Source organism: Mycolicibacter nonchromogenicus (assembly GCF_002101775.1).
Taxonomy (GTDB): domain Bacteria; phylum Actinomycetota; class Actinomycetes; order Mycobacteriales; family Mycobacteriaceae; genus Mycobacterium; species Mycobacterium nonchromogenicum.
In genome coordinates this window covers 57,401-82,370 of record NZ_LQPI01000042.1, presented here as the reverse complement: position 1 = coordinate 82,370, position 24,970 = coordinate 57,401, and the positions used below count along the sequence as shown (strand labels likewise).

The window sequence follows — 24,970 nt, the reverse complement described above, 5'->3', positions numbered from 1 at the left end:
CTTACGACGTCGGGTCGATGAGGATCTTCGCGTGGTCGTCGGGAGAGGCCAGCGACTCGAACGCCGCATCGACCTCGGCCAGCGAGACGGTGGCGGTGATCAGCGGGGTCGGGTCTACCTTCTTTTTGGCGAGCATTCTGACGGTCTTGCGGAACTCGACCGGGGTGTATCCCAGGGCGAAATGAATGTCGAGTTCCTTGTTGATCGCCATCGCGAGCCGCAGCCGGTCCTCGCCCATGCACACCCCGGCGACGACGATGCGCGACATGATCGGCGCGGAGGTGATCACCGAATTCAGGACTCCGGGGACGCCGACACATTCGAAGATCACCGGGGCTTTGGGGCCGATCCCCAGGGATTCCAGCGCCCGCCAGGTCTGCCACAGTGGGACCGGCACGGTGTTCGCCGCTTCGGTGGCGCGCAGCAGCAGGCGCATCGCGGCTACTGAGCTGGTGAAGTACCCGGGCCGTTTCTCGACGTAGTCGATGGGGGATTCGGTCGCCGGATCGACGACGATGTCGGCCCCGCATCTCTTGGCCAACGCGCGTCGCGCCGCGCTGTAGTCACTGGCGATCACCGTGCGGACGCCCCGCGCCTTGAGCATGAGCACGACTGCGAGCCCGATGGGGCCCGCGCCGATGACGACGGCGATCTGGCCTCGCCGGATCTTGGAGCGCCGCACGGTGTGCAGTCCGACCGCCATGGGCTCGGTCAGCGCGGCGATGTCGGTGCTGAGTTCGTCGGGGACGGGCACCATCAGCGATTCTTCGACGAGCAGTTCCTCGGCGTAGCCGCCCGGCGCGGACGCCGAGAGCCCGATCGGATGGATGCCCTCGCCCGCGCGCCGCAGCGGAAACGCCACGACGCGGCTTCCGATCGGGGCCCGCTTCTTGCACCGCGGACCGTATTCGAGGATCTCGCCGCAGAACTCGTGCCCGAACACGGTGTGGTCGGTCGAGCGCATCGCCCCCAGGTACCCCATGTCGGCGGCGACGTCGGCGAGATCGTCGCTGTGGTGCCGCGCGTGTAGGTCAGACCCGCAGATGCCGCACCGGAGCACCTTCAGGCGGACTTGACCGCGGCCCGGACGCGGTGAGGGAAGTTCGGAAACCGACAAAGTGCCGTCGTGGCAAACAACTGCTTTCACGCTGTACTGGCCTGTCTGGGTGGGTCGGCGGGTCGTGGAACGGAAGTGCTGCTGGGACGCCTCAGCCGGTGCCGGCTACGTCGAAGTCGGTGTGGTGCGCATCGGCCGACGGGCGGCCGGTGGCGAACAGGTAGTCGTTGAGCGGAAACCGCTTGGCGCGCCTCGCGGTATGCCAGGTCGTGGTGGGCCGGATGGGCACGTCGCCGTGCTTGTCGAAGTAGTAGCTGTTCGAATTCTGGCAGCCGGTCTGCCAGAAGATCTGACGGTACCGGCGGGACAGCATGTCTTCGAAGAACCGGGCGTTGGCGTCGGCCGTGACCTCGACGTAGTTGCTGTGGGTGTCGCGGGCATGGGTCAGGCAGCGCACGATATGCGCGGTCTGGGCTTCGATCAGGTTGAAGTAGGACGAACCGTTGTATCCGTAGGGGCCGTACACGGAGAAGTGGTTGGGGAACCCCGGAACGCTCACCCCTTCGTAGGCCTGCAACCGGTTGGTGTCCCACCAGTCCGCCAGCCGCCGACCGGAGTTGCCGATCAGCTCGTAGGTCGGATTCGCATCCGGGGAGGCGATTTTGAATCCGGTGGCAAGGATGAGCACGTCGAGTTCGTGTGTGGTCCCATCGGCGGTGATGACGCCACCCGCATCGACGCGGCTGATCGCATTGGTCTCCAGATGGACGTTGGCTCTGTTGTAGGTCGCGTAGTAGGTGTTGTGGAAACTCGGCCGCTTGCATCCCAAGGTGTACTTCGGCAGCAGTTTGTCGCGGAGCTCGGGGTCCTTCACCTGGCTGTACAGGTAGAGCTTCGCCTGGCTCTGCGCGACCTTTCCCACGGGGAAGAACTTGTGATAGTGCGCCACGATGGGAAAGGTGATCTCGACAAACGCCTGACTGGCGCCGCGGAGAGCGAGTTCGAGGGCGGGGACTTTGCCGATCCAGTTCTGGAGGCGCCGCGGAATCTTGAGGTCCAGCTTCGGCATACACCAGATCGGAGTCCGCTGGAATACGGTGAGACTGCGGGTTTGAGCAGCGATTGCGGGAATGATCTGAACCGCGGAGGCTCCGGTTCCGATTATTCCGACACGGGCGTCGGAGTAGTCGACCGACGCATCCCAGCGGGCGCTGTGCATGACAGTCCCGGCGAAGAGTTCAATGCCCTCGATGTCGGGCATCTTCGGCGTGGTGAGCGCGCCGGAGGCGTTGATCACGAACCGCGCACTGATTTCTCCATGGCGCTCGGTCTCCAGTCGCCAGAGTGAATTGGCCTCATCAAAGCGGGCCGATGTCACGCTCGTGTTCAGCCGCAGTTTGTCGCGGAGGCCGTATTTGTCCACGCAGTGGTTGGCGTAGTCGGCAAGTTCTTCGCCGTTGGCATAGGAACGTGACCAGGTGGCCCGCTTCTCGAACGAGAATTGATAGCTGTACGAGGGGATGTCGACGGCGACCCCGGGGTAGGTGTTCCAATGCCAGGTGCCGCCCACCCCGTCGCCGTCGTCGATGATGACGAAGTCGTCGAAGTTGTTCTCGCGGAGCTTGATTGCCGCACCGATGCCGGAGAATCCGGCGCCGATGATGACGACCTCATGGTCGGGGGTGGGGGACCGGTCCGGCCGGGCGTCGGCCGCACGACTGTCGTGTGGTGGCGCCCCGGCGTGATCAGTGGTGGCCATGTGTCCTCGCTAGTTGCCCGGGGTCCGGGTACCGGCGGACCACCCGAGGGGGGTTGAAATGCAACAAGGTGTTGCATTTCGGTGCTGGAAGTGTGGCACGCGTCGATTAGGCTGTCAACATGGCGCGAGGGGGTTCGTCGGTCGATACGACCCGGATGCGATCGGACGTGGTCGAGAACCGACTGCGGATTCTCGACGCGGCAACGGCAGTGCTCGCGGGCGATCCGAATGCGTCCATGCAGGAGATCGCTGACGCCGCCGAACTCAATCGCGGCACCCTCTACCGGCATTTCCCGAGCCGCGAACGGCTCGTCGGCGCAATCCACCAGGCCGCGGTCGCGAAAATGCGCGAGCTGTATCTCTCGCTGCCGAAAACCGCGCCGGTGCTGCCGAGCCTCATCGAGTTGGTCGGACCCACAGTCGAGGTCGCCAGTCGCTACCGGGTGTTGATCCTGGCCCCGATCGCCGATCCCAGCCGGTTGGTGGCCGAGGCGCAGTCGGTCGAGGTGCTCGCCGGCGCAATGCGCCGGGCCCAGGTGGCCGGCGAGATCGACCAGCGGATTTCGCCCATCGCCGCGGCCACCACCTTCGGCATCCAGATTCTGGCGGCTGCCACGCTGATCGCCCGCGGCGGTGTCGCACCGGACGACGCGATCGCTCAGACCCGCCTGGTCCTGCACAAGGCGTTGCAGGCGCCCACGCACGACACCTGAACAGCCCGGTCGCGGTTGCCGGCGAGTCGGCCGCTCAGCGCAGCAGGGTGGCCACGATCCCGGCCAGGTAGCCCAGGCGGACCACTTCGGCCGGCAGGAAAGCGGGTCCGCCCGTGCGGCCCAGCACCACGGCGGTGCTCGGATTGCCCAGTGGCGCGGCCGCCAGGGCGATGTCCATGTCCCGCCATACCGTGGGCACCCAGTCGGCGGTGTTGTCCAGGGAAGTGGCACGTTCGATCGGCAGCCACGGCACCGCGGCGACGTCGGTCTCCGGGGTTCCCCGACTGCCCGCCAGCCGGCGGAAGGATCCGTCGGCCCCCTCGCTGGCCAGCACGGTGCACCAACTGACCCGCAGCACCCGCGGCGCCTCGTCAGCCAGCTTCTGCAACTTGGCGTTGCGGTCCCCGGCCGCTGCGACGTGATCGATGAGCTCGAGTTCGCGGTGGGCGTCCAGCAGGCCGGTATGCGGGCGCACACTGTGCACCCGCACTCCGGGCAGCCGCTCGGCGGCGGTGATCAGCACATCTGGCATCGATCCCCGTGGCAACTCGACCACCAGGTCATCGATCGCCGAGCCGGTGCCGCGTTCCACGACGTCCAGCGACAGGATGTCGGCGCCCACCGAGCCCAGGCCCACGGCCAGCGAACCCAGGCTGCCGGGGCGATCGTCGAGTTCGACGCGCAGCAGATAGGAAGGCATGGGCAAACTTTCCCACAGCGCCCGCCGCCCCGCGGAGAGTGAGGCTGAGGTCACGCTCGCTACCCCCGCTGGCTTCACGCTCCGGGCGAGCGGACGACTAGGCTTTGCACCCGTGTCCCAGATCTCTCGTGACGACGTAGCCCACCTGGCCCGGTTGGCCCGGCTGGCACTGACCGACGCCGAGTTGGACGGCTTCGCAGGCCAGCTCGACGCCATCCTGACCCATGTCAGCACAATCCAGTCAGTCGACGTCACCGGCGTCGAGGCGACCGACAATCCGCTCAAAGCCGTCAACGTCACCCGGCCCGACGAGATCGTGCCCTGCCTGACCCAAGAGCAGGCGCTCGCGGCAGCCCCCCGCGCCGAGGACGGCCGTTTCGCGGTTCCGCAGATCCTGGGAGAGAGCCAGTGAGTGAGCTGATCCGATCCGACGCGGCCACCCTGGCGGCCAAGATCGCCGCCCGCGAGGTGTCCTCGGTCGAGGTCACCCGCGCCCACCTCGACCAGATCGCGGCCACCGATGATCGGTACGGGGCGTTCCTGCACGTCGGGGCCGAGGAGGCGCTGGCCGCGGCGGAGGCCGCCGACAAGGCGATCGCCGCCGGCGAGGCGCCGTCGGCGCTGGCCGGGGTGCCGCTGGCCCTCAAGGACGTGTTCACCACCATCGACGCGCCCACCACCTGCGGATCGAAGATCCTAGAAGGCTGGCGGGCCCCCTACGACGCGACCGTCACCGCGCGGCTGCGCGCGGCCGGCATCCCGATCCTGGGCAAGACCAACATGGACGAGTTCGCCATGGGCTCCTCGACCGAGAACTCCGCCTTCGGCCCGACCCGCAATCCGTGGGATGTGGAGCGGGTGCCGGGTGGTTCCGGCGGTGGCAGCGCCGCGGCGCTGGCGGCGTTTCAGGCGCCATTGGCCATCGGCACCGACACCGGCGGCTCCATCCGCCAGCCCGCCGCGCTCACCGCGACCGTCGGTGTGAAACCCACGTACGGCACCGTGAGTCGTTACGGGCTGGTGGCGTGCGCGTCGTCGCTGGACCAGGGCGGGCCGTGCGCACGCACCGTGACCGACACCGCGCTGCTGCACTCGGTGATCGCCGGGTATGACCCGCGTGACTCCACGTCGCTGGATGTGCCGGTGCCCGACGTCGTCGGCGCCGCGCGAGCCGGGGCCGGCGGCGATCTGTCGGGTGTGCGGATCGGAGTCGTGCGCCAGCTGCACACCGGCGAGGGCTACCAGCCGGGCGTGCTGGCCTCGTTCAACGCCGCCGTCGAACAGTTGAAAGCGCTGGGCGCGCAGATCTCCGAGGTGGACTGCCCGCACTTCGACTACTCGCTGAGCGCCTACTACCTGATCCTGCCGTCCGAGGTGTCGTCGAACCTGGCCCGCTTCGATGCGATGCGCTTCGGTCTGCGGGTAGGCGACGACGGCACCCACAGTGCCGAAGAGGTGATGGCACTGACTCGCGCGGCCGGTTTCGGCCCGGAAGTCAAGCGCCGCATCATGCTTGGCACCTACGCGCTGTCGGCGGGCTACTACGACGCCTACTACAACCAGGCGCAGAAGGTGCGCACGCTGATCGCCCGCGACCTCGACGAGGCGTACAAGTCGGTGGATGTGCTGATCTCGCCGACCACGCCCACCACGGCGTTCCGGCTGGGGGAGAAGGTCGATGACCCCCTGGCGATGTACCTCTTCGACTTGTGCACGCTGCCGCTGAACCTGGCCGGACACTGCGGGATGTCGCTGCCGTCCGGGCTTTCCGGCGATGACGGGCTGCCGGTGGGCCTGCAGATCATGGCGCCGGCGCTGGCTGACGACCGGCTGTACCGGGTGGGCGCGGCCTTCGAGGCCGCCCGCGGGGAGTTGCCGTCGCCCGTCTGACGCGGCCAATTCCGTGCGCGAGCAGACACGCATTCACGAGACGCTCGCCACGATTCTGTGTCAGCTCGCGCGGGAACGGAATTCGCGCGGCAAGATAGGCGTCATGCGGATCGGAGTGCTCACCGGCGGCGGCGACTGTCCGGGACTGAATGCGGTGATCAGAGCGGTGGTGCGCACCTGCGACTCCCGCTATGGCTCCACGGTGGTCGGATTCCAAGACGGCTGGCGCGGCCTGTTGGAGAACCGTCGCATTCAGTTGGCCAACGACGACCGCAACGATCGGCTGCTGGGCAAGGGCGGCACCATGCTCGGGACAGCCCGGGTGAACCCGGACAAGCTGCGCGCCGGCCTGGATCAGGTGAAACAGACCCTCGATGACAACGGCATCGACGTGCTCATCCCGATCGGGGGCGAGGGCACTTTGACCGCGGCGCACTGGCTGTCGCAGGAGAACGTCCCGGTGGTCGGGGTGCCCAAGACCATCGACAACGACATTGACTGCACCGACGTCACTTTCGGCCATGACACCGCGCTGCAGGTCGCCACCGACGCCATAGACCGGCTGCACTCCACCGCCGAATCGCACCAGCGGGTGATGCTGGTCGAGGTGATGGGCCGCCACGCCGGGTGGATCGCGCTCAACGCCGGCCTGGCCACCGGTGCGCACATGACGCTGATCCCCGAGCAACCCTTTGACGTCGAAGAGGTGTGCCGGCTGGTCAAACAGCGCTTCCAGCACGGGTCGTCGCACTTCATCTGCGTCGTCGCCGAAGGGGCCAAACCCGCGTCCGGCTCCATGGAGCTGCGGGCCGGCGGGGTCGATGAGTTCGGCCACGAGCGGTTCACCGGCGTGGCCGCCCAGCTGGCTGTTGAAATCGAAAGGCGCGTCAAGAAAGAAGTCCGCACGACAGTGCTGGGTCACGTCCAGCGCGGTGGCACCCCGACCGCCTACGACCGGGTGCTCGCGACCCGCTTCGGCGTGAACGCCGCGGATGCCGCCCACGCGGGCGAGTACGGGATGATGGTGTCGCTGCGCGGCCAGGAGATCGGCAGGGTGCCGTTGGCCGACGCCGTCCGGCAGCTCAAAGTGGTGCCGCAGAGCCGCTACGACGATGCGGCGGCGTTTTTCGGCTGACCCGCGATGTGACAACGTCGCGAAAAAGCCTCACACTGGTGAGGTTGTGCTTGTTGCTGCCGAAGTGGTTGGAGGTGAGTATGGGAAAGATGGCTTGGTGTGCCGCGGTGCTGTGCGGTCTGCCGGTGGGGCTGGTGCTGTCGATTCCGGCTCACGCCAACGGTGACCAGATCGGTGACTACGTCGCCGATCACGGAGGCGATGTCTGCGCCTTGATCAAGGACCAGCCGAACCTGGTAGGGGTCAAACTCGCTGTGAGCCACATCCTGGCTACCAGTGGCCTGCCCGCGGACCAGACCGGGCGCCTGCTGGCCGGGTCGGTGCGGGCCGACTGCCCCGAGGACGGCGCACTGGTCGACGAATTCGTCTGGTACGAGAAGCGCCGTCAGCAGAGCAACACCGGTGTGGGAGCAACCCTCGGCAACTGACCGGCGAACGCCGGCCGGGCTCAGAGGTCGCTCGGGTCGTCGGGCACGTCGACGGCGTATTCCGCCAGCACCTCGAGGGCGACCACTTCCAGGGTGCGTTCGTGGGTGGACGCCAGCACCACAGGAGCGGCGCAGCCGTCGCGGTGGGCCCGCAGCCAGTTCAGCGCGGTGACGCACCAGCGATCACCGGGCGTCAGCCCCGGGAACCGGTAGGCCGGCATCGGGGTGGACAGATCGTTGCCGATCGAGCGCTGGTGTTCCAGGAATTCGCCGGTGACGACGGCACAGATCGTGTGCAGGCCGATGTCTTCGGGTCCCGAGGAGCAGCAGCCGTCGCGGTAGAAACCGGTGATCGGGTCGTTGCCACACGGCTCCAGGGGGCCGCCCAGTACGTTGCGCTCGGGCATGCGGCTCAGTCTAGGGCGGTGTCACCTACCGTGAGGTATGACCGAGCGGAACCGTGAGCGGCTGTGGGCCCCCATCGACGGCATCTACCGGCAGATCTGCGAGCATCCGTTCGTCACCGAGCTGACCAAGGGAACGTTGGGGCGCAATCAGTTTCGCCACTACCTTGTGCAAGACGGGCATTACCTGCGCGGATATGCACGCGCACTGGCGGCTTGCGCGGCCAAGGCGCCGATCGAGTCGGAGCTGACGATGTTCACCGAACACGCGGGTGTGGCGATCACCGCCGAAGCGGACCTGCATGCCGGGCTGCTGGCGGATCTGGGGCTCGACGCCCAGGCCGCTGCCGCGCTGCCGATCGCCCCGACGACCCAGGGCTACACCAGCTATCTGCTGGCGGTCACCGCTTACGGCTCCTACGCCGAGGCCGTCGCCGCCGTGCTGCCCTGCTATTGGGTCTACGCCCGGGTGGGTGAGCACCTGCAGCGCCATGGCTCGCCGGAGCCGCTGTTCCAGCGGTGGATCGACACCTACGCGGGCCAGCAGTACCAGGCGGTGGTCGAGGCGGTACTCGCCGTCACCGACCGCATCGGGACTCATGTTCGCGGTGCGGAGTGGGAGCTGATGCGCCGGCATCTGCACACCGCCGCGCGTTATGAATGGATGTTCTTCGACGCCGCCTACCGGATGGAGGACTGGCCGGTGTGACCAAGTCTGACTGAGCGGGTCACCTAGACTTTGCGGCATGACCGCTGCTGTCGCCGAACTGCTCGATTACGACGACGTCGTCGCCCGCTTCGATCCGGTGCTGGGCCTGGAAGTGCATGTCGAGCTGTCCACCGCCACCAAGATGTTCTGCGGATGCTCGACGGCATTCGGCGCCGAGCCCAACACCCAGGTGTGCCCCGTGTGCTTGGGCCTGCCCGGCTCGCTGCCGGTGCTCAATGCCACGGCGGTCGAATCGGCGATCCGGATCGGGTTGGCGCTCAACTGCGAGATCGCCTCCTGGTGCCGGTTCGCGCGCAAGAACTACTTCTATCCCGACCAGCCGAAGAACTACCAGATCTCCCAGTACGACGAGCCGATCGCATTCAACGGCTACCTGGACGTACCGCTGGAGGACGGCTCGGTGTGGCGGGTGGACATCGAGCGCGCCCACATGGAGGAGGACACCGGCAAGCTCACCCACGTGGGCAGCGACACCGGTCGCATCGAGGGCGCCAGTGAGTCCCTCGTCGACTACAACCGCGCCGGCGTGCCGCTGATCGAGATCGTCACCAAACCGATCACCGGCGCAGGCGAACGCGCACCCCAGATCGCTCGGGCCTATGTGACCGCGCTGCGGGATCTGCTGCGGGCGTTGGATGTTTCCGACGTGCGGATGGACCAGGGGTCGATGCGCTGTGACGCCAATGTCTCGCTGAAGCCCACCGGGGCAGCCGAATTCGGCACCCGAACCGAGACCAAGAACGTCAACTCGCTCAAGAGTGTCGAGGTGGCGGTGAGTTACGAGATGCGCCGCCAGGGTGCGGTGTTGACCAGCGGCGGCACCGTCGTTCAGGAGACCCGGCACTTCCACGAGGCCGGCTACACCAGCCCGGGCCGGGCCAAGGAGACCGCGGAGGACTACCGCTACTTCCCCGAACCCGATCTGGAGCCGGTGGCGCCGTCGGCGGACTGGGTCGCAGAGCTGCGGGAGACCATTCCGGAGCTGCCGTGGTTGGCTCGCAAGAAGATCCAGGAGCAGTGGGGCGTCTCCGACGAGGTGATGCGCGACCTGGTCAACGCGGGCGCGGTTGAGTTGGTGGCCGCCACCGTGGCAGCCGGCGCATCCAGCGAGGCGGCGCGGGCCTGGTGGGGAAACTTCCTGGTGCAGAAGGCCAACGAGGCCGGCGTCGAACTCGACGCGTTGGCGATCACGCCGAAGCAGGTCGCCGAGGTGGTGGCACTGGTGGAATCGGGTGAGCTGTCCAACAAGTTGGCCCGGCAGGTGGTCGAAGGTGTGCTGGCCGGCGAGGGGGAGCCCGCGCAGGTGATGGCCGACCGGGGCCTGGTCGTGGTGCGGGACGACTCAGTGATCCAGGCGGCGATCGACGAAGCCTTGGCCGCCAATCCCGATGTCGCCGAGAAGATTCGGGGCGGGAAGGTGCAGGCCGCCGGCGCTATCGTCGGCGCGGTGATGAAAGCCACCAAGGGTCAGGCCGATGCTGCCCGGGTGCGGGAACTGGTGCTGGCCGCCTGCGGCGGATAGTGCGCCGCCTGCCTCAGCCGGCGGTGATGGCGCGTGTCTGCGACAGGCGGCGGGAGCCCCGGTGGTCGAAGATGAACTGCAACCACCGGAAGTCGATCAACATCGTGGGCCATCCTTTTCGCTCGTCGGGCTGGTGCGGCGGTGACGTGGTGAGTCACCGCTGTCGACCCGTTGAAACCCAAGGTAAGCCCGATATTTAAGGCGTCAGGGCGGAGTCAGTAATACTTCTGTGAGAACCGGCGCCGACCGGGTGGCCCCTGTGTCGGAGACCACCCGGCCGGAATCGATGTGCCGGTTACTAGAACAGGCCGGAGAGGATGTCGCTGACGCCGTCCCAGCCCAGCGACATTGCGATCGACTGGCCGAGCTCGACGAGCGAGGCGATCGGACCCACCGCCAGGCCGGACAGGTCCAACGAGCCGAAGTCGGGGCCGCCGTCGGCACCCAATCCGATGGCGTCGAACAGTGAACCCCCGCCGCTGAGCAGCCCGCCCAGTTCCAGGTCGAGCCCGGTGACGTCGGTCGGCAGACCGGCGATGAGTTCGATGGTCGGCAGGCTGATGCCCAGCTGATCCAGCAGTGGCAGCAGGTCCACCGATCCGTAGCCGTTGAGGTAGGCGTCGGTGATGTTCGCCGGCATATTCGCCAGGCTCTGCAGGGCGGTGTCCCAATCCGGGGTGGCGCCGAAGAGCGCATCGGAGATGGCGTGGACGTCGTCGTTGAACTGCAGGACCGGGCTGAGCATGGTGCCGATCTGGCCGACTAATACGCCGCTCAGCGGGGATTCGGAGAAGTCGAGCAGCGACTGCACCAACGGCAGCGCCGACTCGTCGAGGCCGAGGGGTTCGAGAAGGTTCGGAAGTGCGCCGCCCAACAGGAGCGATAGTTGCTCGTGGTTGAGCGTGATGATCTCGAACAGGCCGGTACCGGTGCTGTTGACCGTGGTGTCGAGCGACTGGTACAGCGTGTCGGTGGGACCGCCCTCGGGCAGGAACGGCCCGAACAGCGCGCCGGGGTCGGCGGGGGTGTCGCCGCTCGCGGGTGCACCGAACACCGCAGTCGCGTGGTCCGCGATGTCCTGGATCACGTCGTTGAAGTTCAGTGAACCGTCGAGCAGGCCCTGGACGTAGCCGATCTGGTTGGCCAGTTGCTGCTCCAGTGCCGGGAACGGCACGGCGGAGAAATGGTTCCAGATGTCCCCGGCGTTCGCCTCGGCGGCGGCGAGCACGTCGGACCAGCTGGCGGTCAGTTCTACGGGATGAGCCTGCAGACGCGGTAGCGAGGGGAGCGGGACGTCGACCGGGGTGGCGGCGATAGCGCCGGCGCCGACCAGCGCCACCCCGGCGGCGACCCAGGGGGAGGGGATGGTGTGTTGCATTGGTCTCCTTATTACGCAGCCGTGACGGGTGCCACGACCGCCGTAACCCTACTTGAAAGTAGGGTAATAGAGGTTGTGACCATTAACGTCGAGAAACCGTTCGGGCGAAGCGCAAATGCGCAGCTCAGAGGGTGTATTGGGGCCTGGATCCGTGGCCCATTCCTGTGAGCACAGCCAAAAATCGGTAGGAGATTCCCAGTGCTCGCGCAGCAATTCTGTCGAGCTGGGCGCCCAGACAGCGCAAAGGCCGCCGCAACGTCCGGGAAGGACTGTTGCGGCGGCCATGCGGGCTCGGTAACCGCTGGGGCCACCTGGCGATTCCGAGCGGAGTTATGCGGACTCAGAAGCCCCAGGAACTCGCGAACGCGGCAAACAGATCGGCGTCCACGCCGCCGCCCAGGTCGTCAAGCGGGCTGCTCACGCCGTCCCAGCCGAGCGTCATGGCGATGATTTCCTGCATGCTCTGCCACGCGCCCATCAGCCCGACTCCTTGCCCCTCAACCACCAGCGGGAATCCCATGAGGCCGGTGGTGAGGCCCAGGCCGTTGATGATCGAGCCGCCGATCCCGGGCGAACTGCCGTCGGAGATCTCGTTGATGAAGCCCTCGACATCGGAGGCGGTGAGGCCGGGCGACAGCAGTCCGCCGAAGGTGTAGCTCAGCGCGGTGACGTCCAGGTCCTCGGGCAGCAGGCCGGCCTCGGTCAGGCTCGGCAGCAGCGCATCCAGATTGATGGTGGCCCCGTTGAGGAACCCACCGACCATGTTGGGCGGGATGTTGACCAGATCCTGCAGCGCCGCGGTCCAGTCCGGGGTGTCGCCGGACAGAGCGGTGCTGATGTCGTCGATGCTGTTGCCCAGTGCCACCAACGGGCTGATGGACGGGGCGAGCGCACCGATCAGGACCCCGCTGAGCGGTGACGCCAAGAACGACAGAATCGGCGTGAGCTCATCGGTGGTGAGGGGGAAGTCCTCGGGCATGAACTGAGGCATCACCAGCGTGATCAGTGCCTGCAACGCGTCGTTGCTCAGCAGCAGCGGCGACATCGGCAGGTCGGTCGCCATGTTGGGCTGAACGATCGCCCCGAGTACCGCCTGCGGGTCGATCGACGTGCCGTCGATGAGGTCGGCGATCAATTGCTGGGCGGCCACCCCCGGGACCGCGGACATGTGGTCCCACAACGTGCTGGCGTTGTCCTGGGCGGTGGTGAACACGTCCTGCCAGGCGGCGAACGGGTCGATGCCGGCGGTCAGCGTCACAGCGGCGGGCGTGCCGGTCGGACCGGGCGCCGATACGACGACCGGAGTGGCGGCGATGGTGCCGGCGCCGACGAGAGCGACGCCTGCTGCGACCCAGGGAGCGGGGGCGAAGTGTTGCATTGGTCTCCTAGTTACGTAAGCGTGACGAGTGCCACGGGAACGAAACGCTACTTGAAAGTAGCTTAGGTGTAAATGAGAATCTCAGCTAACAAAAGCCAAGGTCAGCTCATATTCACCTGATATGACCAGGCATTTTCGCGCAACGAGAAAATTGATTGTCAGCTAACTCACAGAAACTTAATTTCCCTGGGGTGGACGAGTGTGCGAACGCGGTGAACCAAAGTGGCATCAGGTAGCCGTCTGGCCTCGCTGCTGTGGCGCTGCTCGGCGACGGGGCCGCAGGACTTGGCAGAGGCGGGTGGGCCGCAACGGCCGGTGGCCCCTTTCCCGTCGGGAAAGGGGCCACCGGTTCCGCCCAGCCGGGCGGGTGCTGCTCTGACTAGCCTTCGCCGCCGAACCAGTCCAGGATCGGGAAGCTCAGGTCGGCGAGCGGGTTCACCCCGCCCTCCCAGCCGATCGCTCCGGCGATGATCTGCGGCAGCGCCACCAGCGAACCGAGCGGGCCGACGGCATTGCCCACGATGTCGATCCCGATGACGCTGAGGCTCAGGGCGTTCCACAGCGAGCCACCGATGAAGAGGTCCTCGCCCAAGTCGACAGTCTCCTCGATGTCGGCGCCGATCGGCAAGATGGTCTGGCCGGGGGTCAGCAGCCCGCCCAGCGACAGGCCCAGCGCGTCGATCGTGATGCCCTCGGGCAGAATGCCCGCGTCGGCGATCAGGGGGATCAGGAAGCTGAGGTCGAGCTCGCTGCCGTTGAAGAACGAACCGATCACCCGGGCCGGCAGGTCGAAGAGGTCCTGCAGCGCCGCGGACGGGTCTTCGTCCAGGTCGGCGACGATGTCACCGACGACGTTGCCGAACTCCACCAGCGGGCTCAGCACCGGACCGAGCGCGCCGATCAGGGCGCCGGTCAGCGGCGAGGCGAGGAAGTTCAGAGCCTCGGTGACGATCGCGAGGGTCTCCGGGTCCAGGTCCCCGCCCATGATGTCCGGGAATGCCAGGGCCATGACGCTGTGCATGACGTCGTTGGCCTGTGCCAGCGGCACCAGGCTGCTCCAGTCCCCGAGGTCGAACTCCGCCCCGAGCAGGGTGGTGTTGGTGAACACGTTTCCGATGTTGTCGCGGATGTCGGAGAACACGTCGAGGATGCTGCCCGGGTTGTTGAGGAAGTCACCGAGGTAGCCGAACTGGTTGACCAGGATCTGCTGGCCGACGGCGCCCGGTGCCACGAAGAAGGTGTCGGCCAGCGCCTCGGCATTGGCCGACGAGGTGTTGAACACGTCGATCCAGGCGCCGAACGGGTCGAATGCCGTCAGCTGCACGTCGGGCAGGTGCAGGTCGGTGGTGGTGGGGGTGGGTGCGACCGGGGCGACGGCGATCAAGCTCGCGCCGACGACGGCTATTCCAGATGTGACCCAGGGGCGGGTGGTGAGCGACTGCACTGGCAACTCTCCTTTGATTTTGCTGTGATAATGCTTCGAGAAACCAACGTAACGTAACTCATGTTAGCGCGTATTTGTTTTGCCCGATAATTTTTGACGGGTTTCTGAAGGGGTGCGGCCGGCGGTGGCATCGAACAAGGCGGGGGCGTCGATTGTGAGCGACACAATGGGATCTACCAGGGATTATGTCTGGATCTTCAGGGGAAGGGGCTTGGTTGCCCCGGGTGCGCCGCTGGGCGGGGCGAGGGTCTGAATGTTTGTTACTCGCGGTTAGCAAAGCTAAGGCTAAGCTGAGGCCAGCCTTGGTTGAGCGCAGGGTGTCGCACCGTCAACGCCACCGCATGCGCCGTCATCCGGCGCCGAATCACGGCGGGCCGCTAGTCCTTGTCGTCGTTGGCGCGCGGGAATCCGCCGCCGGACGGGAACAGCGGGAAGACCACGTCGTCGAGCTTCTCGGCATCCCCGGCGGTCTTGTTCACCGTCGCGCCCCAGACGTTGCCGTCCGGCGACATCTTGACGGCCCAGACATGGCCGTGGGTGTCTTGGCGCATGACCTCGGGCTCGCTGGTGACCGATCCGGTGCCGGCGGCCAGTCGCACGGCCACCGTCTGCTTGGTGTTGACCAGGTTGACCAGCACGATGCCGTCCATCGCGGCGCAACCGGCAACGCCGGGTTTGTCCGGCCACGTCCACACCGTCGACACCCGGGAATCCTTGGTGATGCGCTGCAGTCGGTCGCCGCTCGGCGTGCGGTCGGTGATGTAGAGCGAGCCGTCGATGTGGTCGATGCACAGCCCGCCCCCGGCACCCATCCCGCTCAGTGCGGTGGTCGGTGGAGCCTGGCCGATGGTCGTGGGCTGCTCGATGCGCAGCACCTTGCCGGCGGTCGAGCCGGGATCGGCGGCCGCGGCAGGATTGCCCGCGTCGCCGGTCAGCACCACCAGGGTGGTCGGGCTGGTGAAGATCAGCGCACCGGTATTGCCCGTGGCGCCCTTGGGGATCCCGGTCAGAATGTCCTTCGGGACGTCGCCGTCGGCGATCCGGATCACCCGATTGTCGGTGGGCGTGCTGATGTAGGCGTACATCAACCGGTCTTGGGTGTAGGTCGGTGACAGCACGATGTCCATCAGGCCGCCGTCGCCGGACGGGTCCACGTCGATGACGGTCTTCACCTTGGGTTCGGCGGACAGCGAGACTTCTTTGACCGCACCGGTGGTGCGTTCGGCGACCAAGGCCGATTTGCTGTCGCCGTGCATGATCAGGCCACTGGTGCTCTCCAGGCAGCCCTGCATCACACCGGGCGCCGGGCACTGCTTGGGGAAGGGGTTGGCGGGCAGCGGCGGCGGCGGCGGAGTAGACGTGGGCGGCACCATGCCTCGTCGCGGCACGGTGGTGAACGGTTGAGACTGAGCGTCGTCGAAGTGTGCGCAGCCGGTCAGAACGAGCAGTGCCGCGCACAGTACGACAGGCACCCGGTGAACAGCCCCGCGCATCCGCATGCCCGTCAGGTTACGGACACCGGGTCGGGTTTCGCCACGACGGTCCACCGCAGCGTGCCGCACCGGGCCGGAATCGATTCGCTAACGAAGCCGTTCAAATCCCCAATCCAGCCGGGGTTGCCCTTACTCTGGCAGGGTGACCAGTCATGGTGAGGGCTCGCTTTGGCGTCGGCCGGGTGAGACTGCCGACGCAGGCAAAGGGCGGCCCAAGTCGGCACGTCTGGTAGATCCGGAGGACGACATGCCATCGCCGACCTACACCGGTGATTTCGAGACCGCGGCCATCCCGCCGTATGACCCCACCGGCACGCGCGCGGCCGGCACCGGCTACCACCCGCTGCCCTACGCCGAACCGCAGGCCAACCCCGGTCGCGTCGGAGTCGCCATCGGTGGCGACACCGACGCCGACGAGCCGTTTCGGGCGCTGGACCGGCGCGGCACCCAGGATCTCGGTCTGCTGGTGCTGCGGCTGGGGCTCGGCGTGCTGCTGGTGGCCCATGGGCTGCGCCAGCTGTTCGGGTGGTGGGGAGGCCAGGGGCTGGCCGACTTCAAGAGTTCCATCGCCGCGGCCGGCTACCAGCACGCCGACATCCTGACCTACGCGGCGGGGGGCGGGCAGATCGCCGCCGGCCTGCTGCTGGTACTCGGACTGTTCACGCCGGTCGCCGCGGCCGGCGCGCTGGCCTACTTCATCAACGGTGTGCTCACCGGCATCTCGTCGCACAACGAGGGGCGGTTTGGCCTTTTCCTGCCCGACGGCCACGAATACCACCTCATGCTGATCGTGGTGGCGGTGGCGATCGTGCTGGTCGGACCGGGGCGGTACGGCCTCGATGGCGACCGCGGCTGGGCCCGCCGACCCTTCATCGGATCCATCGCGGCTCTGGTGCTCGGGTTTGCCGGGGGTGTCGCGATGTGGGTGTTCCTCAACGGGGCCAACCCGCTGGGTTAGCAACGGGAGCGACGGTTTGGGCGTCGCTCTGATGGTTCAGCGATAGGGATTCGGCACCCGCCCACCGCTGGCCTCGGTCAGCAGCGGCAGGGTGGCGAAAGTTACCGCGGGCAACCGCACTGTCTCGCCGTCGCGCAGGTGCGCCCGCGCCCAGGATCCCCGGGTGAATCCCAGGCCGTCGATGTCATCCCAGCTCATCGAGCGGCTGCCGAACAGGGTCCGCACGCTGATCTGCTGAGCATCGGCGACCGTCTGCCACCGGACCACCAGCACGGAGAGCAGAATCGGCAGCGCCAACAGGGGCGCGGTCACTGACCAGGTCATCACCGGGATCAGCAGGCCGAGGGCCAGGAAGCCGACCGCGAAGTGGGCCATCGGCGAGATGCGGATCACCAGGGGAGCGGACTCGGGAGAGGGTGGGGCCACCCTCGCATGATGTCACCGCCGGAGTATCGCGACTCGGTGGGTGGCAGCGGCACCGCGGTAAGAATAAATATTGACTACTTATTTTAAGTGCCCCATCATGGACGCGTGGCCCGGACCAAACCCCGTCGAACCCAGGCGGAGCGCACTGCCGAGACCCGGCACGCACTGCTCAACGCGACGCTCGACGCGCTGGTGGAGGTCGGTTTCAAGGGAACCACCACGACCGAGGTGGCGCGCCGGGCCGGCGTGTCGGTCGGAGCGCTGCAGGGACACTTCCCGACGAAGGTCGGTCTGTTGACCGCCGCCATCGAGTTCTCGCTGAACCGCCGCATCGAAGAGTTCGAGGTTCTGATGGCGGGGCTGGATTCAGCCGCGGACAAGCTCGACGAGGCCATCGATCTGCTGTGGTCGATGTATTCCGGCCCGACCTTCACCGCGACGTACGAACTGTGGGTGGCGGCTCGCACCGACCCGGACCTGGCGCCCGCGGTCATCGAGACGGATCGCCAGTTCTCCGAGGCCTGCGACCGGATATACACCGAACTGCTCGCCCCGGCGGACACTGCCGGCGGTGACACCCCGCCGTCGCGGATCGGGCCGCAGATGACCTTCGCGCTCATGAACGGCCTGGCGATGTCCCGATCGATCGCCGGCTACCAGCCGCTGGCCGCCGACGAAATTCTTGACGCCTTCAAAATGCTGGTTCGTCCGTTGGTGACCGGCCTTGCAGACCCACAACCCGAGAGAGAGTCATGACCGCCAACGAGAACCGCCAGCCGGCGGTACAGCCGCGCCGCATCCGGTTCAACTACCCCGTCGCGGCCCTGGATCGTCACTTCGTCCAGGGCGACCTGGTGATGAGCCACATGATCGCGCATCTGTCGGCCGTGTTCCCCCCGGGTGAGGACTTCTTCATTCGCTCGGTGCGTCGCTACGCCGACCAGATCACCGACCCCGGCCTCAAAGAACAGGTCAAGGGATTCATCGGTCAGGAAGTGACCCACGGACGCGAGCACCGCGCACTCAATGAGCGGCTGCAGGAGATGGGTTACCCGACCCGCAGGGTCGCGCAGCTGGTCGATCGCCGTCAGCAGGCCATCGAACGGCGGTTCTCGCCGCTGACCTGCCTGGCCATCACCGCCGCGCTCGAACATTTCACCGCCGTGTTCGCCGAGACCCTGCTCTCGGATGAGAAGGCGCAGGAAGTGCTGGGCACCAGCGAGGTGCGGTCCATGCTGTTGTGGCACGCCATCGAGGAGTCCGAGCACCGGGCGGTGGCATTCGACGTCTATCGGGCCGTCGGTGGCGGCGAGACCCGGCGTATCCGGACCATGCGGATCATTCGCTTCAGTTTCCCCCTTGCCGTCGTGATCAACACCCTGATCTCCCTCTTCGGCGACCGGGCCGCCTACCACCCGGTGCGTCTGTTCCGCAGTTTCGCGGCCCTGCGGCATTCGCCGTTTCTGACTCGCGCCGTCTTCAGCCGACTCGGCGAGTACATGCAGCCGGGCTTTCACCCCAACGACCGTGACAACACCGACCTGCTCGAGCATTGGGAGGCGAAGCTGTTCGGCGAGCAGGGATCGCTGGTCGACCACCTGAACTGAGCGCTTGCTCATTTGACGCGCGCTCGGTCCAGGGGCTACCGTCGTCTGCTATGGACAACGGCATGCTCGTAGTAGCCCACTGCGCGTTGGTTGTTGCCTGAACTACCAACACCGACGCGCAACCCTCGTGCAGCAGCTGAGCTGGCGGGGGTTTTTTGTTGCCACCAGTTCTGTAGCACCGAGGAATTGAAGAGGAAACCGTGAGCGCACCCACCACCCGGCCGCCGGAGCGGTCGGCCCCGGCGCAAGCCGCCAACGGGGCTTCGGCCCCGGACGCCGTTTCAGGCAAGGCCAAGTCATCGGCCAAGCGGGTCCAGGCCGAGCAGATGACCGGTGCCCAATCGGTGATCCGATCGCTGGAAGAGCTCGATGTCGACGTGATCTTCGGCATCCCCGGCGGCGCGGTTCTGCCGGTCTATGACCCGCTGTTCGACTCGAAGAAGTTGCGTCACGTGCTGGTTCGGCACGAGCAGGGCGCCGGGCACGCGGCCAGCGGCTACGCGCACGCCACCGGTCGGGTCGGGGTGTGCATGGCCACCTCGGGGCCCGGTGCCACCAACCTGGTCACCCCGCTGGCCGACGCACAGATGGACTCCATTCCGGTGGTCGCGATCACCGGCCAGGTCGGCCGTTCGCTGATCGGCACGGACGCCTTCCAGGAGGCCGACATCTCCGGCATCACCATGCCGATCACCAAGCACAACTTCCTGGTCAGCAATGGCGATGACATTCCCCGGCTGATCGCCGAGGCCTTTCACATCGCGGCCTCGGGGCGTCCCGGCGCGGTGCTGGTCGACATCCCCAAGGACATCCTGCAGGGACAGTGCACGTTTGCCTGGCCACCCCGGATGGATCTGCCCGGCTACAAGCCGACCACCAAGCCGCACAGCCGGCAGGTCCGCGAGGCCGCCAAGCTGATCACGGCTGCGACCCGCCCAGTGCTCTATGTGGGCGGCGGCGTGATCCGTGGGGAGGCCTGTGCGGAACTGGCCGAACTGGCCGAGCTGACCGGTATCCCGGTGGTCACCACGTTGATGGCGCGCGGCGCATTTCCGGACAGTCACCGTCAGCACCTGGGTATGCCCGGCATGCACGGCACGGTGGCCGCGGTGGCCGCGCTGCAGCGCTCGGATCTGCTGATCACCCTGGGTGCCCGCTTCGACGACCGGGTCACCGGCCAACTGGATTCGTTTGCCCCGGACGCCAAGGTGATTCACGCCGACATCGACCCCGCCGAGATCGGTAAGAACCGGCACGCTGACGTGCCGATCGTCGGTGACGTCAAGGCCGTCATCACCGAGCTGCTCGAGGTGCTTCGCCACGGCAAGCTGGAGCTGGATATGGCGGACTGGTGGAGCTACCTCGACGGGGTGCGCTCGACCTACCCGCTCAGTTACGGGCCGCAGAGCGACGGCAGCCTGTCGCCGGAGTTCGTGATCGAGACGCTGGGCCGCATCGCCGGACCCGACGCGCTCTATGTCGCCGGCGTCGGCCAGCACCAGATGTGGGCCGCGCAGTTCGTGAAGTACGAAAAGCCGCGCACCTGGCTGAATTCCGGCGGCCTGGGCACCATGGGATTCGCGGTCCCCGCAGCGATGGGCGCCAAGATGGGCCGCCCGGAGGCCGAGGTGTGGGCGATCGACGGCGACGGCTGCTTCCAGATGACCAACCAGGAACTGGCCACCTGCGCCATCGAAGGGCTGCCGATCAAGGTGGCGTTGATCAACAACGGCAATCTCGGCATGGTGCGGCAGTGGCAGACGCTGTTCTACGGCGAGCGCTACAGCCAGACCGACCTGGCCACCCACTCACACCGCATTCCCGACTTCGTGTTGTTGGCCGAAGCGCTCGGTTGCGTCGGATTGCGTTGCGAGCGTGAGGAAGACGTCGAAGACGTGATCAACCAGGCGCGCGCGATCAACGACCGCCCGGTGGTGATCGACTTCATCGTCGGCGCCGACGCGCAGGTCTGGCCGATGGTGGCCGCCGGCACCAGCAATGACGAAATCCAGGCGGCACGCGGCATTCGGCCGCTGTTCGACGACGAGAACAACGAGGGGCACGCGTGATGGCGACAGGTTGGAAGACCCACACGCTCTCGGTGCTGGTCGAAGACAAGCCCGGTGTGCTGGCGCGGGTGGCTGCCCTGTTCTCGCGCCGCGGCTTCAACATCGAGTCGCTGGCCGTCGGCGCCACCGAGACCAAGAACATGTCGCGCATGACGATCGTGGTCTCGGTGGAGGACACCCCGCTGGAGCAGATCACCAAGCAGCTCAACAAGCTGATCAACGTCATCAAGATCGTGGAGCAGGAGGAGGACAATTCCGTCTCCCGCGAGATTGCGCTGATCAAGGTCCGTGCGGACGCCAGTACGCGCGGACAGATCGTCGAAGCGGTGAACCTGTTCCGCGCCAGGGTGATCGACGTCTCTCCGGAGTCGCTGATCATCGAGGCCACCGGCACGCCGGCCAAGTTCGATGCGCTACTGCGGGTGCTGGAGCCCTATGGCATCCGCGAAATCGTCCAATCGGGTCTCGTATCGTTGTCTCGCGGTCCGCGCGGCATCGGCACCACCAAATAGTCCCCCAGTAAAGATAGTTAGGAAGAAATCCAGTGGCAGTTGAGATGTTCTACGACGACGACGCTGACCTGTCGATCATCCAGGGCCGCAAGGTCGGCGTGATCGGTTACGGCAGCCAGGGACACGCGCACTCGCTGAGCCTGCGTGACTCCGGTGTGCAGGTGAAGGTGGGCCTGAAGGAAGGGTCGAAGTCGCGCGCCAAGGTCGCCGAGCAGGGCCTCGAGGTCGACACTCCCGCCGAAGTCGCCAAGTGGGCGGACGTGATCATGCTGCTGGCCCCTGACACCGCCCAGGCTGAGATCTTCACCAACGACATCGAGCCGAACCTGGTGGCTGGCAACGCGTTGTTCTTCGGCCACGGCCTCAACATCCACTTCGGTCTGATCAAGCCGGCCGCCGAAATCACCGTCGGGATGGTCGCACCGAAGGGCCCGGGGCACCTGGTTCGGCGGCAGTTCGTCGACGGCAAGGGCGTGCCCTCGCTGATCGCGGTCGCCCAAGACCCCAAGGGTGAGGGCGAGGCGCTGGCCTTGTCCTACGCCAAGGGCATCGGCGGCACCCGTGCCGGTGTCATCAAGACCACCTTCAAAGAGGAGACCGAGACCGACCTGTTCGGTGAGCAGGCCGTGTTGTGCGGCGGCACCGAAGAATTGGTGAAGACCGGTTTCGAGGTCATGGTCGAGGCGGGCTACGCCCCCGAGATGGCCTACTTCGAGGTGCTGCACGAGCTCAAGCTGATCGTCGACCTGATGTATGAGGGCGGCATCGCACGGATGAACTACTCGGTGAGCGACACCGCGGAATTCGGCGGCTACCTGTCGGGTCCGCGGGTGATCGATGCGGGCACCAAGCAGCGGATGCGCGAGATCCTCGCCGACATCCAGGACGGCACCTTCGTCAAGCGTCTGGTGGCCAACGTCGAGGGCGGTAACAAGGAACTCGAGGCGCTGCGCAAGGAGAATGCCGAGCACCCCATCGAGGTCACCGGCAAGAAGCTGCGCGACCTGATGAGCTGGGTCGACCGTCCCATCACCGAAACGGCCTGATCGGTGCGCTAGCCGTACCCGAGCCGAAAAGACGAGTGGCCCCTCCCAAAAGGAAGGGGCCACTCGCTTTTTCTGGGGGGTTACACGCCGCCGAGCCCGCCGAGCAGGCCATCGAACAGGCCGTCGAGAATGGCCGAGAAGTCGATGTTGGCGAAGATGTCGTCGAAAATGGCCGAGAAGTCGATGTTGGCCAACAGGTCATCGAAAATGGCCGAGAAGTCGATGCTGGCGAACAGGTCCGAGAGGTCGATGTTGGTCAGCAGATCGCCCAGGCCGGCGAAGATGCCGGACAGGTCGATGTCGGCCAGGAAGTCACCGAAGCCGGCGAAGAGACCGGACAGGTCGATGTCGGTCAGGAAGTCGCCGAAGCTGGCGAAGATGCCCGACAGGTCGATGTTGGTCAGGAAGTCGCTGAGGCCGGCGAAGAGGCCGGACAGGTCGAAGTTGGTCAACAGGGCGCTCAGGCTGCTGAAGATGGCTTCGAAGTCGAACCCGTTCAGCAGGTCGTTGATCACGTCGCCGATGCCGCCGAGCGGGCCGGCGTCGGCGGTGAGTTCGATGGCCGGCATGTGCAGGTTCGGCGGGGCGACCACCACAGGGGTGGCGGCGATAGCGCTGGCGCCGATGACCGCGGCGCCGGCCAGGGCAAAGGGACGCAGGGTGCGGTGCAAAGTTTTCCTCCTCATGGGCATGTGACTTGTGCCACTCATGGGAGTTTTTGTAACGCCCAACACAAGTTACCTGAGGTTACATCGAAACTGGCATTCAGTCACTAGTTGACTGGGAAAAATCTGAGTGAAATATAGAAGTCCGCAAAGCTCGCCTGTTCGCTGGCTTCGTGGTCGCAGCCGTCAGGGTCGCAGGCTTGGTAGCTGCGTGATCCCGAACTCGCGCCGCAGCAGGGTGCGGGCGGCGTAGTAGCCGGCCATGCCGTGCACCCCGGCGCCGGGCGGGGTGGCCGCCGAGCAAAGGTAGACCCCGGGAATCGGTGTGGCCCAAGGGTTCACCCGCGGCGTCGGCCCGGCCAGCGCCCGCCAGGCACTGTTGCCGCCGGCGGCGATGTCGCCGCCGACATAGTTGGCGTTGTGGTTTGCCAGCTGCGCCGCCGGCACGGACCTGACCGCCACCACGACGTCGCGGAAACCGGGGGCGAATCGCTCGATGCCCGCGATCACCGTCTCGGCCTGGTCGACAGTTGATCCGGCCGGAACGTGGGCATAAGTCCACATAGGACGCCGTCCGGCGGCGTCGATGCGGGACGCGTCGACCACGTGCGGCAGCGCCGCCAAGATCATCGGCCGGGGCGCGTGCCGGCCGGCAGCGATCGTGGCTTCGGCCTGGGCCATCTGTTTGCGGTCGCCTCCCAGATGCAACGTGGGAGCCTGGGCGAGGCGCGGATCGCTCCACGGCACCTCGCCGGAAAGCACGAAGTCGACCTTGGCGGCCGCGGAGCCGAACCGGTAACGGTGCAGTGCCTTGGCATACCGGGCCGGCAGTGCGTCCCCGTACACCGAGAGCAGCTCGGTCGGGGCGGTGTCGAACAGCACCACCGGGCCGGGGGGCTTTCGCACCGGGCTATCGGCCGCCAGCCGGCCGCCGTGCGCGGTCAGGTCGGCGATGAGTGCATCGGTGATGGTCTGGCTGCCGCCGACGGGGATGGGCCAGCCGACCGTATGGCCAAGGGTTGCCAGCATCATGCCGGCACCGGCCGTGGTCACCGACGGAAGTCGCGAGATCGTATGCGCGGCCACCCCGGTGTAGAGGGCGCGGGCGTCATCGCCGGACAGCGTGACGTTCCAGGCGGGGCCGGCCTGCTGCAGCATGCGCAGCCCCAGCCGGGCGACCGTCACGATCCCGGACGGCACCGACCGTTTGTCGCCCAGCAGAAACTTCACGACGGCCTGGCTGTCGGCCACCAGTGGGCCCAGCAGGCGTCGCCAGGACGACCCGTGCTCCAGTTCTGCGCAGGTGCGCTCCAAGTCGCGGTAGGCGATCGCCGCGGGCCGGTCATCCAGCGGATTGCCATAGGAGATCTCGGGCGAGATCAGCTGCACACCGCGGGCCGCCAGATCGAACTCGGCGAAGAACGGCGACGCCAGCCCGAGCGGATGTACCGCTGAGCAGATGTCGTGGGACACGTCGAACTCCGGATCGGGCGCCGTGCGTGCTCCGCCGCCGAAGGTGGGCTGGGCTTCGAGAACCTGAACCGACAGGCCTGCGCGGGCACAGATGACTGCGGCGGCCAGGCCGTTGGGTCCACTACCGACGACGGTGACGTCCATTCGTCGATGGTAGGGACCGGGGCCGGTCTGCGCCGTGGG

The 24,970-nt window shown here is 66.7% G+C and carries 24 protein-coding genes; 13 read left to right on the top strand and 11 right to left on the bottom strand.

Annotation, left to right across the window (positions count from 1 at the left end; genetic code table 11):
• Nucleotide 1: 1 nt before the first annotated feature.
• Both AWC18_RS10985 and AWC18_RS10980 read right to left on the bottom strand, forming a co-directional pair.
• The gene (locus AWC18_RS10985; protein ID WP_085138737.1) at nt 2-1,147 is read right to left on the bottom strand and encodes a zinc-binding dehydrogenase; all 1,146 of its coding nucleotides are present in this window, start codon (nt 1,145-1,147) and stop codon (nt 2-4) included.
• Nucleotides 1,148-1,208: 61 nt separating this feature from the next.
• Nucleotides 1,209-2,816: a flavin-containing monooxygenase gene (locus AWC18_RS10980; protein WP_085138736.1), complete on the bottom strand. Its 1,608-nt coding sequence runs from the start codon at nt 2,814-2,816 to the stop codon at nt 1,209-1,211.
• Between the two features lie 119 nt (nt 2,817-2,935).
• Here AWC18_RS10980 and AWC18_RS10975 point away from each other — a divergent pair, with 119 nt between their 5' ends.
• Entirely contained in the window at nt 2,936-3,529 is a 594-nt protein-coding gene (locus tag AWC18_RS10975) for a TetR/AcrR family transcriptional regulator (RefSeq protein ID WP_085138735.1), read from the top strand.
• A 34-nt stretch (nt 3,530-3,563) separates the two neighbouring features.
• Here AWC18_RS10975 and AWC18_RS10970 read toward each other — a convergent pair whose 3' ends face one another.
• Nucleotides 3,564-4,229, bottom strand: a complete 666-nt coding sequence (locus AWC18_RS10970) for an ACT domain-containing protein (protein ID WP_064999769.1) — start codon at nt 4,227-4,229, stop codon at nt 3,564-3,566.
• 112 nt (nt 4,230-4,341) lie between these two features.
• Here AWC18_RS10970 and gatC point away from each other — a divergent pair, with 112 nt between their 5' ends.
• The 4 genes from gatC (at nt 4,342) to AWC18_RS10950 (ending at nt 7,682) form a co-directional block, all read left to right on the top strand.
• The gene (gene gatC / locus AWC18_RS10965) at nt 4,342-4,641 is read left to right on the top strand and encodes an Asp-tRNA(Asn)/Glu-tRNA(Gln) amidotransferase subunit GatC (RefSeq protein ID WP_046319516.1); all 300 of its coding nucleotides are present in this window, start codon (nt 4,342-4,344) and stop codon (nt 4,639-4,641) included.
• A complete protein-coding gene (gene gatA / locus AWC18_RS10960; protein ID WP_064999771.1) occupies nt 4,638-6,119 on the top strand; it encodes an Asp-tRNA(Asn)/Glu-tRNA(Gln) amidotransferase subunit GatA in 1,482 nt (493 codons plus the stop codon). The genes gatC and gatA overlap by 4 nt, the downstream gene beginning before the upstream one ends.
• A 103-nt stretch (nt 6,120-6,222) precedes the next feature.
• Entirely contained in the window at nt 6,223-7,254 is a 1,032-nt protein-coding gene (locus AWC18_RS10955; protein ID WP_064999772.1) for an ATP-dependent 6-phosphofructokinase, read from the top strand.
• Between the two features lie 80 nt (nt 7,255-7,334).
• Nucleotides 7,335-7,682 (top strand): hypothetical protein, encoded by a 348-nt coding sequence (locus AWC18_RS10950; RefSeq protein WP_064999810.1) that lies wholly within the window; start codon nt 7,335-7,337, stop codon nt 7,680-7,682.
• Between the two features lie 20 nt (nt 7,683-7,702).
• Here the strand turns inward: AWC18_RS10950 and AWC18_RS10945 are convergent, their stop codons facing one another.
• Nucleotides 7,703-8,089, bottom strand: a complete 387-nt coding sequence (locus AWC18_RS10945; protein ID WP_064999773.1) for a DUF2237 family protein — start codon at nt 8,087-8,089, stop codon at nt 7,703-7,705.
• Between the two features lie 37 nt (nt 8,090-8,126).
• Here AWC18_RS10945 and tenA point away from each other — a divergent pair, with 37 nt between their 5' ends.
• Together tenA and gatB are read left to right on the top strand one after the other, a co-directional pair.
• Nucleotides 8,127-8,795, top strand: coding sequence for a thiaminase II (gene tenA / locus AWC18_RS10940; protein WP_085138734.1), 669 nt, complete (start codon nt 8,127-8,129; stop codon nt 8,793-8,795).
• A gap of 37 nt (nt 8,796-8,832) precedes the next feature.
• Nucleotides 8,833-10,338, top strand: a complete 1,506-nt coding sequence (gene gatB, locus AWC18_RS10935; protein WP_085138733.1) for an Asp-tRNA(Asn)/Glu-tRNA(Gln) amidotransferase subunit GatB — start codon at nt 8,833-8,835, stop codon at nt 10,336-10,338.
• Between the two features lie 298 nt (nt 10,339-10,636).
• On the opposite strand, the gene gjpA (AWC18_RS10930) is transcribed toward gatB, so the two are convergent.
• The 4 genes from gjpA (AWC18_RS10930) to AWC18_RS10915 all read right to left on the bottom strand — a co-directional run bounded on the left by gjpA (AWC18_RS10930) (nt 10,637) and on the right by AWC18_RS10915 (nt 16,037).
• A complete protein-coding gene (gene gjpA / locus AWC18_RS10930) occupies nt 10,637-11,716 on the bottom strand; it encodes an outer membrane porin GjpA (protein ID WP_085138732.1) in 1,080 nt (359 codons plus the stop codon).
• Nucleotides 11,717-12,056: 340 nt separating this feature from the next.
• The gene (gene gjpA / locus AWC18_RS10925) at nt 12,057-13,094 is read right to left on the bottom strand and encodes an outer membrane porin GjpA (protein WP_085138731.1); all 1,038 of its coding nucleotides are present in this window, start codon (nt 13,092-13,094) and stop codon (nt 12,057-12,059) included.
• A 379-nt stretch (nt 13,095-13,473) separates the two neighbouring features.
• The gene (gene gjpA, locus AWC18_RS10920) at nt 13,474-14,538 is read right to left on the bottom strand and encodes an outer membrane porin GjpA (RefSeq protein ID WP_085138730.1); all 1,065 of its coding nucleotides are present in this window, start codon (nt 14,536-14,538) and stop codon (nt 13,474-13,476) included.
• A 377-nt stretch (nt 14,539-14,915) separates the two neighbouring features.
• Nucleotides 14,916-16,037 (bottom strand): PQQ-dependent sugar dehydrogenase, encoded by a 1,122-nt coding sequence (locus tag AWC18_RS10915; protein WP_064999811.1) that lies wholly within the window; start codon nt 16,035-16,037, stop codon nt 14,916-14,918.
• A 136-nt stretch (nt 16,038-16,173) separates the two neighbouring features.
• Between AWC18_RS10915 and AWC18_RS10910 the strand changes: the two genes are divergently transcribed.
• Entirely contained in the window at nt 16,174-16,989 is an 816-nt protein-coding gene (locus AWC18_RS10910) for a DoxX family membrane protein (RefSeq protein ID WP_085138729.1), read from the top strand.
• A 36-nt stretch (nt 16,990-17,025) separates the two neighbouring features.
• Here AWC18_RS10910 and AWC18_RS10905 read toward each other — a convergent pair whose 3' ends face one another.
• Nucleotides 17,026-17,364, bottom strand: coding sequence for a PH domain-containing protein (locus AWC18_RS10905; protein ID WP_064999812.1), 339 nt, complete (start codon nt 17,362-17,364; stop codon nt 17,026-17,028).
• Between the two features lie 156 nt (nt 17,365-17,520).
• Here AWC18_RS10905 and AWC18_RS10900 point away from each other — a divergent pair, with 156 nt between their 5' ends.
• The 5 genes from AWC18_RS10900 to ilvC all read left to right on the top strand — a co-directional run bounded on the left by AWC18_RS10900 (nt 17,521) and on the right by ilvC (nt 22,649).
• Nucleotides 17,521-18,171 (top strand): TetR/AcrR family transcriptional regulator, encoded by a 651-nt coding sequence (locus tag AWC18_RS10900; RefSeq protein WP_064999780.1) that lies wholly within the window; start codon nt 17,521-17,523, stop codon nt 18,169-18,171.
• Nucleotides 18,168-19,022: a metal-dependent hydrolase gene (locus AWC18_RS10895; RefSeq protein ID WP_076049507.1), complete on the top strand. Its 855-nt coding sequence runs from the start codon at nt 18,168-18,170 to the stop codon at nt 19,020-19,022. The genes AWC18_RS10900 and AWC18_RS10895 overlap by 4 nt, the downstream gene beginning before the upstream one ends.
• Before the next feature lie 200 nt (nt 19,023-19,222).
• A complete protein-coding gene (locus tag AWC18_RS10890) occupies nt 19,223-21,091 on the top strand; it encodes an acetolactate synthase large subunit (protein ID WP_085138728.1) in 1,869 nt (622 codons plus the stop codon).
• A complete protein-coding gene (ilvN, locus tag AWC18_RS10885) occupies nt 21,091-21,603 on the top strand; it encodes an acetolactate synthase small subunit (RefSeq protein ID WP_046284693.1) in 513 nt (170 codons plus the stop codon). The genes AWC18_RS10890 and ilvN overlap by 1 nt, the downstream gene beginning before the upstream one ends.
• A gap of 32 nt (nt 21,604-21,635) precedes the next feature.
• Nucleotides 21,636-22,649, top strand: a complete 1,014-nt coding sequence (gene ilvC / locus AWC18_RS10880; protein ID WP_085138727.1) for a ketol-acid reductoisomerase — start codon at nt 21,636-21,638, stop codon at nt 22,647-22,649.
• A gap of 80 nt (nt 22,650-22,729) precedes the next feature.
• Here the strand turns inward: ilvC and AWC18_RS10875 are convergent, their stop codons facing one another.
• Together AWC18_RS10875 and AWC18_RS10870 are read right to left on the bottom strand one after the other, a co-directional pair.
• Complete coding sequence (locus AWC18_RS10875; protein ID WP_085138726.1) at nt 22,730-23,320, bottom strand: hypothetical protein; 591 nt, start codon at nt 23,318-23,320, stop codon at nt 22,730-22,732.
• Nucleotides 23,321-23,500: 180 nt separating this feature from the next.
• Nucleotides 23,501-24,931 carry a phytoene desaturase family protein gene (locus AWC18_RS10870; protein WP_085138725.1) on the bottom strand — a complete coding sequence of 477 codons (1,431 nt, stop codon included), beginning with the start codon at nt 24,929-24,931 and terminating at the stop codon, nt 23,501-23,503.
• Between the last annotated feature and the right edge of the window lie 39 nt (nt 24,932-24,970).